At 48.8% G+C, this 13,818-nt stretch carries 13 protein-coding genes; 4 read left to right on the forward strand and 9 right to left on the reverse strand.

The genetic code is table 11. The features are described 5' to 3' along the window. A complete protein-coding gene (locus ACXAGX_RS03135) occupies positions 1–411 on the reverse strand; it encodes a DUF2141 domain-containing protein (protein ID WP_474818758.1) in 411 nt (136 codons plus the stop codon). Between the two features lie 161 nt (positions 412–572). Here ACXAGX_RS03135 and ACXAGX_RS03140 point away from each other — a divergent pair, with 161 nt between their 5' ends. From ACXAGX_RS03140 to ACXAGX_RS03150, 3 genes are read left to right on the forward strand one after another with little or no spacing between them, the layout of a single operon-like run. Further along, the gene (locus ACXAGX_RS03140) at positions 573–1,706 is read left to right on the forward strand and encodes a sensor histidine kinase (RefSeq protein WP_474818757.1); all 1,134 of its coding nucleotides are present in this window, start codon (positions 573–575) and stop codon (positions 1,704–1,706) included. Then, a complete protein-coding gene (locus ACXAGX_RS03145; protein ID WP_474818756.1) occupies positions 1,699–2,328 on the forward strand; it encodes a response regulator in 630 nt (209 codons plus the stop codon). The genes ACXAGX_RS03140 and ACXAGX_RS03145 overlap by 8 nt, the downstream gene beginning before the upstream one ends. 22 nt (positions 2,329–2,350) lie before the next feature. Beyond that, positions 2,351–3,034 (forward strand): hypothetical protein, encoded by a 684-nt coding sequence (locus tag ACXAGX_RS03150; protein ID WP_474818755.1) that lies wholly within the window; start codon positions 2,351–2,353, stop codon positions 3,032–3,034. Here the strand turns inward: ACXAGX_RS03150 and ACXAGX_RS03155 are convergent. The 7 genes from ACXAGX_RS03155 to ACXAGX_RS03185 all read right to left on the reverse strand — a co-directional run bounded on the left by ACXAGX_RS03155 (position 3,031) and on the right by ACXAGX_RS03185 (position 10,119). Next, complete coding sequence (locus ACXAGX_RS03155) at positions 3,031–3,921, reverse strand: DMT family transporter (protein WP_474818754.1); 891 nt, start codon at positions 3,919–3,921, stop codon at positions 3,031–3,033. The genes ACXAGX_RS03150 and ACXAGX_RS03155 overlap by 4 nt on opposite strands. 3 nt (positions 3,922–3,924) lie before the next feature. Continuing rightward, entirely contained in the window at positions 3,925–4,380 is a 456-nt protein-coding gene (locus ACXAGX_RS03160) for a methylated-DNA--[protein]-cysteine S-methyltransferase (RefSeq protein WP_474836528.1), read from the reverse strand. Continuing rightward, positions 4,370–5,806: an Ada metal-binding domain-containing protein gene (locus ACXAGX_RS03165; RefSeq protein WP_474818752.1), complete on the reverse strand. Its 1,437-nt coding sequence runs from the start codon at positions 5,804–5,806 to the stop codon at positions 4,370–4,372. The genes ACXAGX_RS03160 and ACXAGX_RS03165 overlap by 11 nt, the downstream gene beginning before the upstream one ends. Positions 5,807–5,919: 113 nt before the next feature. Beyond that, positions 5,920–6,336, reverse strand: coding sequence for a group I truncated hemoglobin (locus ACXAGX_RS03170; protein ID WP_474818751.1), 417 nt, complete (start codon positions 6,334–6,336; stop codon positions 5,920–5,922). Then, complete coding sequence (locus tag ACXAGX_RS03175; protein WP_474818750.1) at positions 6,330–7,169, reverse strand: DUF3034 family protein; 840 nt, start codon at positions 7,167–7,169, stop codon at positions 6,330–6,332. The genes ACXAGX_RS03170 and ACXAGX_RS03175 overlap by 7 nt, the downstream gene beginning before the upstream one ends. After that, a complete protein-coding gene (locus ACXAGX_RS03180; protein ID WP_474818749.1) occupies positions 7,166–9,490 on the reverse strand; it encodes a putative bifunctional diguanylate cyclase/phosphodiesterase in 2,325 nt (774 codons plus the stop codon). The genes ACXAGX_RS03175 and ACXAGX_RS03180 overlap by 4 nt, the downstream gene beginning before the upstream one ends. After that, entirely contained in the window at positions 9,490–10,119 is a 630-nt protein-coding gene (locus ACXAGX_RS03185) for a methylamine utilization protein (protein ID WP_474818748.1), read from the reverse strand. Before ACXAGX_RS03185 ends, ACXAGX_RS03180 begins: the two co-directional genes overlap by 1 nt. Positions 10,120–10,370: 251 nt before the next feature. Here ACXAGX_RS03185 and ACXAGX_RS03190 point away from each other — a divergent pair, with 251 nt between their 5' ends. Next, on the forward strand, positions 10,371–11,495 hold the full coding sequence (locus ACXAGX_RS03190) for a serine hydrolase domain-containing protein (RefSeq protein ID WP_474836817.1): 1,125 nt from the start codon (positions 10,371–10,373) through the stop codon (positions 11,493–11,495). Between the two features lie 98 nt (positions 11,496–11,593). On the opposite strand, the gene speA is transcribed toward ACXAGX_RS03190, so the two are convergent. After that, positions 11,594–13,510, reverse strand: coding sequence for a biosynthetic arginine decarboxylase (speA, locus tag ACXAGX_RS03195; RefSeq protein ID WP_474818747.1), 1,917 nt, complete (start codon positions 13,508–13,510; stop codon positions 11,594–11,596). Positions 13,511–13,818: the final 308 nt, after the last annotated feature.

A 13,818-nucleotide genomic window follows, 5' to 3' on the forward strand; every position in this document is an offset into this window, starting at 1 on the left:
TTACTCCATATTAATTGAAATAGCGACGTGATCTTCTGTCACAGGGAAGCGAATAGCCCCGAAGGTAGGTGGCCCCATTAACCGGGGATTGGTGCTGAAACCATAAGGTTCGGTGGGTATACCTAACATATTAGTGTTTAGCTGATGATTGCCATCGAGATCCTGAAAGACCATCACGCTATATTCGCCGGCAGGCACATCAGCAAGAATAACCTTTTGATCCTTTTTATAAACACTGACAATCTGACTCTGCATCGCTCGTTTTTTACTGAACGCAGCTTCCGAATTGTAGACGGCAACATATAACTCTCCGCTCAAGTTGTTCATATCAGTGAAAGTGATTTCTATATTTGCAGCCTGCGCGCCAATACAGTACAAAGTAGTTAATGCTGTGATTAGACGGGTTTTCATAAGTAAGCTCCTTTGGTGATGTCGACTCACTTTAGGTAACTATGCTTTCGATAGCAGGTGCCAAAAGTCATATCATGGAGAAGCATGACTTCTGGCACCTGTAGCCCTCAGCCAGCTTACGATACCGTTCGATAAAGGATCTTTCGGATGACAGCGCAATAATGCAATCTACAGAACGTAACAACATTTTGCTCTTGGCTGGCGTACTCGGCTGGTTAGCGGTTATGCTGATCACCCGAATAAATGCCGCATTTACCGGAGCGGTATTCTTCTATTATTCAGGCTTTGCGATGTTCATTGGCGGGTTTCTGTTTGTGAACCTGAGCGAAAAAGTCGATAATCGAAGGCAGCTTGCTTTTGTTGCCCTCATTGTTCAGCTCGTCGGATTTTTTTTAGTATTTGGTTGTGCGCAGTCCAGCGACGCGCTTATTCTGCTGGTAATATTCGCCGGACAGCTCCCCTTTTTCGCCAACCGCCGTCAAGCTATTGCTTTACTGCTTGCCATTAACGGCGTCGCGCTTCTTATTTATTTGCTGGCCTGGGACAAAAGCCCAACTCCATCGGTAATAGCCATAGCACTTAACCTGGCGTTTCAAAGCTTTTCACTGGCAGTGGCCGATATCGCCGTGCGTGAAAGCAAAGCACGTTTGGCCCTCGAGCAGGCTAATGCCGAACTGGTTTCTACCCGCTCTCTGCTGGAACAAACCTCGCGGCAATCTGAGCGACTTAAACTCAGCCGCGACCTGCACGATATTTGCGGTCATCAGCTCACTGCATTGCTACTTAATCTGGAGTTTTTAAGCAAAACTGTCCCTGGTGATCAGCAAGATAGTGTGAGTGAAACAAAAGCTATTGCTAAAGACTTACTGGAACAAATTCGTTGCGTAGTAAAAGCCAATAAGCAAAGCGCTCAGCTGGATTTAAATACCGCTATCGAATCTTTGTTTAACCACCTTCCACATGTGCAGGCTAACTTTAAAGAACGATTGGCAGCCCCCCTCCAGTCGAGCCACCACGCCGAAGTGCTGCTGCGGATATGTCAGGAAGCGGTGAGTAATGCACTGCGCCATGGCAGTCAGAAGCACATTACCATTGCGCTGCAGCAGACCTCAGCGCAACTTCGTCTGACAATCAGTAATCCATACCTTGCAAAACATTCGACTCTGCCGGGCTCCGGGTTAGCGAATATGCGAGAGCGGGCAGCGCAACTGAACGGTGACGTAGCGGTGTCTAATGACAATCAATGTTGGACCGTAACAGTTCAGCTACCCTACAAGGAAAGTCACTATGATTAAGGTCGCCATTGCTGATGATCAGCTTATGGTTCGCCAGGGCATTGCTAGCTTATTGTCGCTAAGAACGGATATTCAGGTTGTCTGGCAGGCTGATAACGGCGAAGACGCGCTGGTAAAGCTGGCTGAGCATCCCGTGGATATACTGCTCACTGATATACGCATGCCGGTGAAAAATGGTATTGAAACTGTGCACGCCTTGCGCAATAACGGAAATGACACCCGGGTCATTGTGCTGACCACGTTTGATGACCCAGACTTATTCACTCAAGCTATGGCTGCCGGTGCAAACGGCTTTCTGCTTAAAGATGTCGATACCGGTAAACTGCATGATGCTATTGATACGGTTTACCACGGGGGTATGCTGGCTGAGCCCGTGTTGCTGAATCAGCTGAGTGCAGAGCACCTTTCTACCTTTGCAGACCCGACCATCGAACCGCTTAGTGAGCGGGAATTGCATATTCTCAAGCTTATCGCCGGCGGCTATTCCAATAAAGAAATTGCCGACACGGTGTTTCTAGCCGAAGGCACTGTGAAAAATCATGTTTCTAATATTCTGGCGAAATTGCACACACGAGACCGCACCCGTGCAGTACTGAAAGCGCTTAGTGCGCGTTTAATTTAGATCAAAAGGATACATCTGTCCTATGGAACTCACCCGGCACCCATTCTTCCATCTTACAGAGCAGGAACAGAATAAATTTGTCATGCGCGCGGTGCTTTTTGCTCTCGCTGTTCTGGTAGCAACCGGTTTTATCCTCTACCTGCTAGGTCTACTGCCGTTTCTTCTTCTCGTTTTCGCAATGGGAACCTCGGTACTTGCGCCATTTGTAGATATGCCAAGCGCTATCAGAGAAGGCAAGCTGCGCTACCTGTCCCCCTTCTTGATTGCTGAAAAAGAGCGAAAAGGGGTCATAGTGCTGCATGCTGCCACTCTGTTTGATTATTACTTTATGTTTGATAAAGCCATGTCGGTGGCGGACCGCAAACGCGGCGTGCAGCAGGGTATGCTAGAAGGCTTATTACAACTTATCAGTGAATACGAACATCAGGATAAGGAGGACATTGAAAGCTTAAGAATACGAACTACCAGCTATATTATTAACCCCCGCACGGCGGCAAAGCTGGGTATGCAGTTACAGCCTACCGATGGCCTTCAGCTGATGATCCTGTACTACAATTATTTTAATCTCACTGCAAGTTACTCCATGCTTCATAAGCAAATAACATTTCCGTCTGTGAAATCGGTACAGACCTTCGAAGGCAGCATAACTGATTTGATAAAACATAAACCGTTTTTGCTGGCCTTACAGAAACGGCTTAAAGGTTAATTCTGCAACGCTGATATTGGCTTTCGTAACCGCGCCAGTACTCCGGTAGTGAGCGCCACACCGGCAAGAATAAGTACGCCGCCAGTCATGGTTTGTAGTGACAGGGTTTCGCTCAGGAAGAGAATCCCCCACACAATTCCGAATAATGGCACCAGATAACCCACGGTAATTGCTTTTGCCGGCCCCACACTGGCTATCAGTTGAAAATACAAAATATAAGCAATACCGGTTCCGCCGACGGCCAGTGCAATGGCGTTCAGCCAGGCAATGCCTGATGGCATGGTTGCGGGTAACGTGGCCAAAGAGAAAGGCAATAGCGCGATGGAAGCAAATATCTGGCTGCCCGTGGCCACCACCAGTGGACGCACGCCAGCAAGCCATTTCTTCATAGCGCAAGCAGCAATGCCATAGCAGGTAGTAGCCGTGCAAGCGGTAAGAATAGGCACAATACTCACTTCGCCCTCGCCGACTTTATGGGCACTAAGAACGACCACGCCTAGAAAGCCTACGAATAAGCCGAATACGGACGAGGCTTTCAGTTTGTCGCCCAACCACAATAGTGCCACTAAAGCGCCGAACATGGGTGCAGTAGCATTAAGAATAGCATTGATACCTGCTTCCAAATACAAGCTGCTGTAATTGAATAAAACGAAGGGCACGGCCGTATTAACAATGCCGATAAAAGCAATTTTCCACCAATGCAAACGAATGTCACGCCAGCCGCCGAGGGCGAACATAAATGGCAGCATTACCAGCGTCGCCAGCACGGTTCTCACTTCCACCAGCGCAAACACACCGAACTCTGGTGCAGCCACCCGCATGAAAATAAACGAACCGCCCCAGATCGCGCCTAATATCAGCAACGACAGTACATCTTTTCCATTCATGTTTTACAGCGCTCCTTCAAGCTCTAATAATGTTGCTTTTCGATGCAACCCACCTGCATAACCGGTGAGCTTGCCATTGGCGCCAATCACGCGGTGGCAGGGTATCACAATCGCTATGGGATTTTTGCCATTTGCGAGCCCGACTGCGCGCACGCCCTTTGGGTTATCAATGGCTTCAGCAATATCGCGATAGCTACATGTCGCGCCATACGGAATGTTACACAGCGCGTTCCATACACGTTGCTGAAATGCAGTACCCGCAGGCGCCAGTGGCAGGTCAAAGGAGGTGAGTTCACCAGCAAAGTAGGCTCTGAGTTGCTCGCAGGCTTTTGTGGTGAAAGCAGACGGTACACTGGCCGATGCTTCTCTTTCAACGAATCGAATTGCGGTAATACCTTGATCACGGGCTTGCACCTCGACGATGCCGCACGGGCTTTGGATAAATTCTTTAAACATCATTGGTTTCCACTTTCGGTTTGCTGGCCAACTGCCAAAGCTGGAGGGTAAGGTAACTTCGCCAGGGTGCGGCCTGCTCGGGTGTAAGACTACGCGTAGCCATCATATTTCGCACCACTAAATCCCCGCCCAGGAAGCGATCAGGTTGGCTATAACCCCTTAACATCAGGTAGTCCACCGTCCAGGGGCCAATGCCTTTTAGTGCTAGCAGACCAGTCTCGGCTTCGGCTGTCCCAAACTGCAGCGCATCCGTTTCTGCCCCATCAACAAAATATTGTGCTAGCGCCCTAAGCGCAAGCTTTCTGCTCTGCGGCATTTTGAGAAACGTAAGCTCACTGTCTGCCACGGCCTTAGGTGTTGGAAAGGCACGACCGACGTCGGTTTGCACGCCCAACTCCTGAGCAAGCATAGTGACATGTTTAATGGCGGCTTTCACCGATACTTGCTGCCCTAACACGGCGCGGCACCCCGCCTCAAAAGCAGACCAAACGCCGGGTAATCGCAATCCCGGTAACTGCTCGTCTTCTTGCACGCCCGCATCGGCAAGCGCATGAGCAACCAAAGTGGGGTCGGTATTTAAATCCAGTACCCGTGCCAGATTATTCAGCACCGAACGAACACCCTGCAAATAGTCTGTAGTTACAGTTACCCGAAATCCAGCACGTTCCGGCAGATGCTCGGCAATTAAGTGACCGGTGCCGAATTCATCATGATAAACCCGCGAATAAGCATTGTCTGACAGGGTTTCTACACCGGGAATGGCTCTCACTGCCAGAAAATCGCGAACAAAAGCCCAGTTATAAGGTTTGCGGTAATGTATGAGTATGCTGACTTCTGACGTCGAATTATTTCTGGTTGCTGCCGTTTTACGCAGCTGAGAAGGGGTTAAAGACCAGGTGTTCCTCATTGCCGACTGCAGTCTTCTGGCCGATCCGAACCCCGCCGCATCAGCCACTTGCTCCACGGACAAATTAGACTGCTGCAGAAGCTGCTTGGCAAACAGCAACTGATGATACTTCTGCCATTGAGAAGGTGAACACCCTGTATGCTGCTCAAGCAACTTATGTAAATAGCGGGTACTGATCCCCAGACGGCTGGCAATATCCGCCACAGACTTAGGCGGTATATCGGCCAGCAGTTGAGTGGCACGGGTAACGGTTGTAGCTACACCGTTCCAGGCAGGAGATCGCGGCGCACTGTCGGGGCGACAACGTAAACAAGGTCGAAAACCGGCATGCATGGCCTGTGCAGCCAAATGGTAATAATCGACATTATCTTCTTTAGGTAATTTTGCCGGACAGATTGGCCTACAGAAGATACCGGTAGATTTCACTGCGACAAAAAATTGCCCGTCGAAGCGCTTATCCCGTGATAAGCGGGCTTGCCGAAAGCGTTCTAACAATTCGGCCTGATGTATAGCAACTGCCATAAAGTACACAATTCGTTGGTGAGTTAGCAGGCAGTGTAAAACAAATTTTTGTGGCGTAAGCGACGAATTCGGCACTGACAATAAAATTATCCGTGCCGCCGTGCAATTGAGACTTATCGATAGAGCATTTGCGAACGCATAGGCGCGAGTTTATTCAGAAGCCGGTTTTGTAAAGGATGCGGAACATTGGCTTTATCCATGGCATTTATAAGCAGATCAACGGTGAGGTTGAAGTCTTTTTCACTGATATTCATTCCGCCATGAACCTGCTCCATAGTGTCACCGGTGTACTGACACCCTCCGCCACTCACCATGCAAATTTGCTCTTCAAATTTAGCGATAAAGCGGTCGATGTCGCTGCCTTCAAAGTAAGCGAGGATAACGGGTTCTTGCTCAACTTCTGTAACGAAATTATTCACAATTTCTGTCACCTTTGCTTCGCCGCCCAGCTCACTGTAAAGGGTTTGAGGCTGGCTGGCACAACCGGCGAGTAAAACAATTGCAAGCACAGATGAAAGCAACTTCACCATAATTGGCCTCCTAGAGATAAGTAGATGCCGTTCTGATCCGGCGCACCGGCGATACTTCCTAATTCGGCCCATGCCAGCGTAACGTTAAATGATTTAGAAGGAATATAGGTAACAAATACATCCCACCAATCTTCCTCTCCTAACCCGAGGTTGTCAGGCTTTTGCCGGTATTCAGCCCCAACTGCTACATTGCGGTTAAGTAACACCCCTACCGAACCTTCTAGCATGACTTCGTAATCGTCGTCGCTGGTTTGCCCGAATCCCAATAACCCCATTTGGTTGGCATTGGTCATACGTGCTGTGAGATTCCATACCAAGTTGTATCCTGCTACCGCGCCAAGATGCACTTTGGTGGCAGAAACATAATAATCGGTACCCGAGGTGTCGGCGCTGCCTAACGCGTTGGCAATGGCTTCATCCTGGAGGTCTTTAAACTGCACGCCGGCACTGATTTGCGGCATGGCGGAATACACAACATCACCCCACAATCTCACTTTTGCGCCATAGATGTTCTGAGAAATGTCACCACCCAATGTTGTGAGATCGAAAGTTTGTCGGGCTACCGATACCTCAACACGGTCGTAGACCGACACGCTGGCACCAGCCACTTGCAGGCGGTAATCATCTAAATTTACGCGAGTAAGAAAAGCATTCACCGACACTTCGCTGTCGCTGTCGTAGCCGGACAAGGTGGCCCAAGGCACAATACCGCCACCGCCGGCCCCCTCAAGCTGATTAAGGCCCGCCGTACCGATTAACTTACCGGAGCCTGCGCTCACGGGTAGCGCTGCAGTAAACGCTATCACCAATAAAACACGTTGAAACAGTGTCATTTTGTCTCCGTTTTTTGTAACCCAAATGCGGTTGAGGCGAGCCATTCGCTTAAAGCCTGCGCACTCAGTGGCCGGCTTATAAAGTATCCTTGCGCAATATCACAACCGCCTTCTTTTAAAATGTTCAGCGATAGCTCATCTTCCACACCTTCGGCCACTACACTCAGTTTGAACACCGAAGCCAAATTCAGCACAGTCCGCACGATTTGCTGATCACTTTCATCGGAAGCCAGCTTGAGCACAAAGCTCTTGTCGATCTTTATGGTTTGCACCGGCAGCATTTTTAAATACGCTAGCGATGAATACCCGGTACCAAAGTCATCAATGGCAAAGTGGAAACCCATTGCCTGATATTGATTAAGATTGCTGATCGCCACCGCCGTATCTTCAACCAAGTCACTTTCGGTAATTTCCAGCTCAACATCGGCGGGAGTTAGCCCTTTACGGGTAATTTTTTCGGCGAGGCTCTGCATCATTTCCGGGCGCTGAATATCCCGGGTAGACAAGTTAATCGCCATAGAAAAAACATAGCCCTGATTGCGAAAATCGGCAAGGTCATCAAGGGTACGATCGAGTACCCAGGCAGTTACTCGCTCAATTAAGCCCGCTTGTTCAGCAATACCGATAAATTCATCGGGCGGCACGAATCCCAGGCTGGCACTGTTCCAGCGGATAAGCGCTTCAACACTACAAACGTTATTGGTCTGTAGGTTTATTTTGGGTTGATACACCATAGACAATTCACTTTGATTGTCTGTCAGTACTTTTTTCAATTCTGTAATGATGGTTAATCTGCGCAGGTACTTGGTTTCCATCTCTTCTCTGAACGCAATCAGCCAGTGATCGTGCTGTTTACTCTCATCAGAAAGAATATTGATTTTTCTGAACACCTCTTCTGTGGTGTCGCCGTCTGAAGGACAGTTCAGATGCGCAAAAAACACCCTCATTGGAATAATGAGATCGTTGAATTCGATAGGCAATTCTAATTGCCGACGGAATGCGTCTATATCGCTTTCCTTGAGCGGAGAATCGGGGACAAAGAGGAAATCGCCCCCCGCCAAACGCGCGGCCATGCCCGGCCATGACAAGGTACGCTGCGCCATGGTTTTTATGCAATAGTCGCCCGTTGTATAACCGTACAAATCGTTGATGGTACGGATCCCCATAATATTGATGCCGAGTATTTGCAGCGTTTCGCCCGCATCGAGTCGATCGTTCAGCTTTTCCTCAACATAATGCCGGTTATACAATCCAGACAACATATCATGTTGCGCCTGAAACAGGATGTGGTCTTCCCGTGAACGAATACGGGCCTGCATGGTGTTAAAGGCTCGCGCCAGTTCGCCAATCTCAGTGACTCTGTCATCCGGCTCGACAGGTTGCTGATAGTGTCCATCGGCAATTTCGTTGACTACCGACACGAGCTGCTTAACCGGTCTGCTTACCCGTTTCGCCAACACCATTGAAATGGCTAACGACAAAACGATGATGCCCAGTGCAATGACAATCACCACCGTCTGCAAATCCAGTACACTTAGATACTGCTGGCTGACATCCAATGCAATTCTGATTTTAATCGGTATATGATCGATACCCGTTAATTGCAGCTCTCTCACTTCATACAGGCTCTCGTTCTGAGCCATGATCCGAAGCCAGCTAATTTCCTGCTCGCTGTGCTTGAGCAATTCCGCCGCCACATCGTGAGGCAGACTACTGTTAAGTACCTGGTTGTCTTCAGATGTAATGATGACCTCGGCCTGAACAACCTCGCCTAGCAGAGTGAGAAAACTGTCGTCCAGGGCAAAAGCCGCACCAAGGTAACCAATCACTCTCGGGGCCGAAACAGGCGCAACAACCGCATGATAAAGCGTGTTGTTCATGAACACATAATCGCGGGTAATTTCATCGGGGCGAATACCGCGGTAGCCTTCAGCAAAAGACTGCTCATCTTCGCCCAGCACGTCATCGGGAAATGCAGTAATGGTATCGCCTTGCAGGTTCAACATGATGAGGAGGTCAAAATCCTGCCTGGCATTCATGGTTTGCAGGGCACTGTTGATGGTTGGCGCATCATAGCTGGCGAATGCGGCTTTAAATTCGTAAGCCGAAGACAACACTTTTGTCGACGCGTAAAGCCCTTTCGTGCGCTCCTCAACGATGTGCTGTAATACGTTGGTGTCGATGGCCAGTTCATGTTCAAGATTTTGCTGCACAAGATCGTCGGTGGCATTCCACACAGACAGCAGGATCAAACCCGCAGTAATAATGGTACTGCCAAGGAGTATACGAAACAGGCTATGCCGTAGCGACAACGACTTCATTATTCGCTTCCGAATTTCTTACTACCAAAAGTGCGCGATTTCTTCTCGTGCTCCACAGGGATGGCGGCATTGAGTGTTAAGGTGAGCGTTTCAGACGTTTTGCTGATATCAAGCGCCACGGTTTCGCGTTTGCTTTGCACGATATCCAACTCAGGGTGCCACAACGTAACAGATTCCGCATCGCCCGGAATATCTACCGTGCCATTCTCGCCTGTAATAAACGCGCGGGCATTTTCAAATACGTAAATATACCCAATCATCTGGTCGTGAATATTACAGCCCAGTGCAACGATACCGGATTTGTCGAACACCACAGGTGCAACGGTGGAGCCGCTGTACAGCTTTATTTCAAAGGGTTTGGTGGGAGAAAAACTATAAACATGATGACGAATGTTATCGCTGTTTGGGAAACTGACAGGGGTACCTACTGGAACAGAGAGTACTTTCGGTTCGAAACGGCGTTCCACCTGATCCATGATTGCAAGTTCAGGTGCTGGCGTGGTCGATGCCGCCACGCTCACCACAACATATTGCAATGGTTTGCCGGATTGATCATTAATGGTCAGGCTTTTCCCATGAGCGCCTAGCCCAAAGCTCAAAAGCACTACCGCGAATAAAAGATTGCACATTCTGAACTGCATAAGATCAACACTGGTCTTTTTTACTAGAAGCATATCTATAACATAATCTACCTCGTCGACCTGCGCAAACTACATCAGGCCTTTTAGTCAAAGTTGATATAATCGTTGTCGATACGCATAATACAGCGCACATAATAATGCAGATCCAAGGAAAGGAACTGCGATATAAAACGGCGGAGTTTTACTTGTTTACAAGCCTGTTGAAAACAACAACCCATGCATGCCTGGCGCTATATTTAATGCTGGCCTGCATAACAAAAAGTCTGGCGGCAGAAGCGTGGCTGGAAGATTACGCTCGCTATGTGAAGCGGGAAGCGATTAAGTACAACGTACCTGGCTACGCGTTTGTGTATTATCAGCAGGGTGAAACACCGAAAGTGTACGTGTTCGGGCGCACTCACAAGGGTGGCGAATACATTGATGGCGACACCGTTTTCCGTCTTGCCTCGGTGTCTAAATCTTTTACCTCGCTGCTTATGGCCAAGCTGGTTCAGCAGGAAAAAATGCGCTGGGATATGCCCATTAGCGAACTGATACCGCAAATCCCCTTCACCGGTAAAGGCATGGACAAGCTGCAACTGAAACATATTGTAAGCCAGTCCAGTGGCTTCATGCCGAATGCCTACGATAACCTTATTGAAGCCGACTATTCGTTAGAAAGGGTACTCCAACAACTCGCCGTACTGGAACCGTTGTGTGCCCCGGGCGACTGCTACACCTATCAAAATGCCATGTTTGGCGCCATTGCTTATTATCTTGGTCTGCAGAATACTTCCTACCATCGCCAGCTTGATGAACAGGTTTTCACGCCACTGGGAATGACAACTGCCAGTGCCGGTAAAGCGGCGTTGATGGCATCTGACAGTTGGGCTCGCCCGCATATAGCCATTGCCAGAGACAAATGGCGTGAAGGCATGGTAGAAAGTAATTATTACCGCTTCTCCCCCGCGGCTGGCGTAAATGCCAGTATTAAGGACATGACCATTTACCTGCAGGCCATGTTGGGCGAATTCCCTACCGTCGTGCCACCGGAACTCATTGAAGACATCACCACTCCGGTGGTGAAAACCTCCCGCGAAGTTTATCGTCGCGGCTGGCGTCAGCACCTGAATAGCGCTTATTACGGTAAGGGTTGGCGTATTTATGACTTCGACGGCAAAACACTGAACTATCACAGTGGCTGGGTGAAGGGCTACCGGGCGGATGTGGCATTTTCCCCCGATTATAAAGCGGGCTACGTGATGCTAATGAACGCTGAATCCAACATGATCAACTCCACCACCGCCGAATTCTGGGAGCGCTATTTCAAGCAGGCTGATGAGAAACGTGCGGCGGAAGCGAAAACGGCGACGGTAGCCCCGTAAAACAATACATTTTTATCCGAACTTCAGAAACTAAAAAGGCAGTCATGTTTCCACGACTGCCTTTTTCATGAGCGCTTAATGGACGCGACTAAACACCGTTAAGAGCGGGTTTTCATGTAGGTATAACCACTTAAACAGTTCTCATAAAAGTCGGTCCATTTCACCGCTTCACGAGGGTTCAGGTTGCCGCTTGAGATCTGACGGTCAATCATGCGTTTTACATCAGACGCCATGGCGCGAGGATTGTATTGCATGATTTCAAGTACATCCTGCACTGATGAGCCTTTCACCACTTCCTCAATGTAGAAGTCTTGTGGATCGTCGTCGTAGCTGTAAATGTGTACTTCGTTCAAACGGCCGAACAGGTTATGCATATCACCCATTACGTCCTGATACGCGCCGGTAAGGAACAAGCCTACATAGTAGGGTTCGTCTTTCTTCAGCTTGTGCATTGGCAGGATATCAGTGATTTCACGGCCTACCGTGAACTGATCGATTTTACCGTCGCTGTCGCAGGTGATGTCTACCAGGGAACAATTTACATCTGGCTTTTCGTTCATGCGGGTAACCGGCACAACCGGCAGCAACTGATCGATGGCCCAGGTATCTGCAGCAGACTGGAAAACGGAGAAGTTAGCCAGGTACTGAGAAGACAAGCTGTAATCCAGGCTCTGAATTTCTTCTGGCACATAATCGGCTGTGGAGTAGTAGTCACGCAGACGAATCATAATACGCCAGTACAGGGTTTCAATTTTACCCAGTTCATCCAGAGACAAAACACGCAGTTTAAATGCATCCATGGCCTGCTCTTTCCACTGCGATGCGTCGTTGAATACTTCCTGCATGTTGGTTTGCGTGTCGAAGGTTTCGCACAGCTCACGGATATTGCGTACAAATACATGCTCGCCATCCACCGGTGTGGTATCAACTTCGGCCATATCAGAGCGGATTTCACCCACAATTTCAGTGATCACGCAGCTATGATGCGCAGTAATTGCGCGGCCGCTCTCACTTACCAAATTAGGATGTGGCACACCTTCCAGATCGCACACTTCTTTCATGCCGTAAACCACGTCAGCCACGTATTCCTGCATGTTGTAGTTACGTGACGATTCGTTGGTAGAGGCACTGCCGTCGTAATCGATACCCAAACCACCACCAACGTCAACATAATCCAGCGGGAAGCCAAGCTTATGCAGTTCTGCATATATACGCGCGCCTTCGGTCATGGCTTCTTTCACTGAGCGAATATCGGTAAGCTGGCTACCAATATGAAAATGCAGCAGTTTAAAGCAGTGTTCCATGCCCTCTTCGCGCAAATAACGTGCGGCTTTGAGAATTTCTGCAACGGTCAGACCAAATTTGGCCCGCTCGCCACCAGAACTTTCCCATTTACCCCGGCCTTTTACGGTCATTTTCGAGCGCATGCCGATGATTGGCTCAATGCCCAATTCTTTTGAGGTTTTAACCAGCAGAGTCAGTTCAGAATACTTTTCGATAACCACGACAATACGGCGACCCAGTTTACGGCCCAGCAGTGCCAGCTTCATAAACTCTTCGTCTTTATAGCCATTCAGAACGGTTAACGACTCTTCATTGGTATTCAGTGCCAGTACGGTGATCAACTCGGCTTTCGAGCCTGCTTCCAAGCCGTAGTTAAACGGTTCGCCAGCATCAACGATTTCCTCAACCACTTCACGCATCTGGTTTACCTTCACCGGATACACACCGTGATACTGGCCGTTATAGTCAGCTTCAGCGATGGTGTCGCGGAAAATGGTATTCAAAAATGCAACTTGCGAGCGCAATACATCGTGAAATCGCACAACAACAGGGAACTGAACGCCCTCGTCACGAATTTCATCAAGTACTGCTTTAAAATCGATTCGAATACTTGGATCGGCGGGAACCGGTGTAACGTGTACGTTACCGTTTTCGCCAATGGTAAAATAGCCGCCGCCCCAACGTGAGACGCCGTACAATTTTTCCGCTTCTTCGATGCTCCACTCAGCCAATTCTATTCACCTTACAAAAGTAAACGCCCTGTCGGGATTGCAGACAAGGCGAGTTGTGGATGTTACGTCATTTGATGGGCGCCATTATAATGCTCTGAAATGTCAGTGCTATGAAAATCGTCGTTTTTCGCATTAATTTTATGGCACAAAAACGCATTTATATTCATAACAAGCACTGTACCTTCGAGTCTGCAATCATGCAGAAAATACAGCGCACCAAATGGTAACCATACTCCGATAGACGGCAATCGCAAATGTGAGTCATTTTGTATAAATTGCTTTCCCTGATACCGGTAAAAACTCTTTTC

The organism is Alteromonas sp. ABV4_515 (assembly GCF_056160345.1).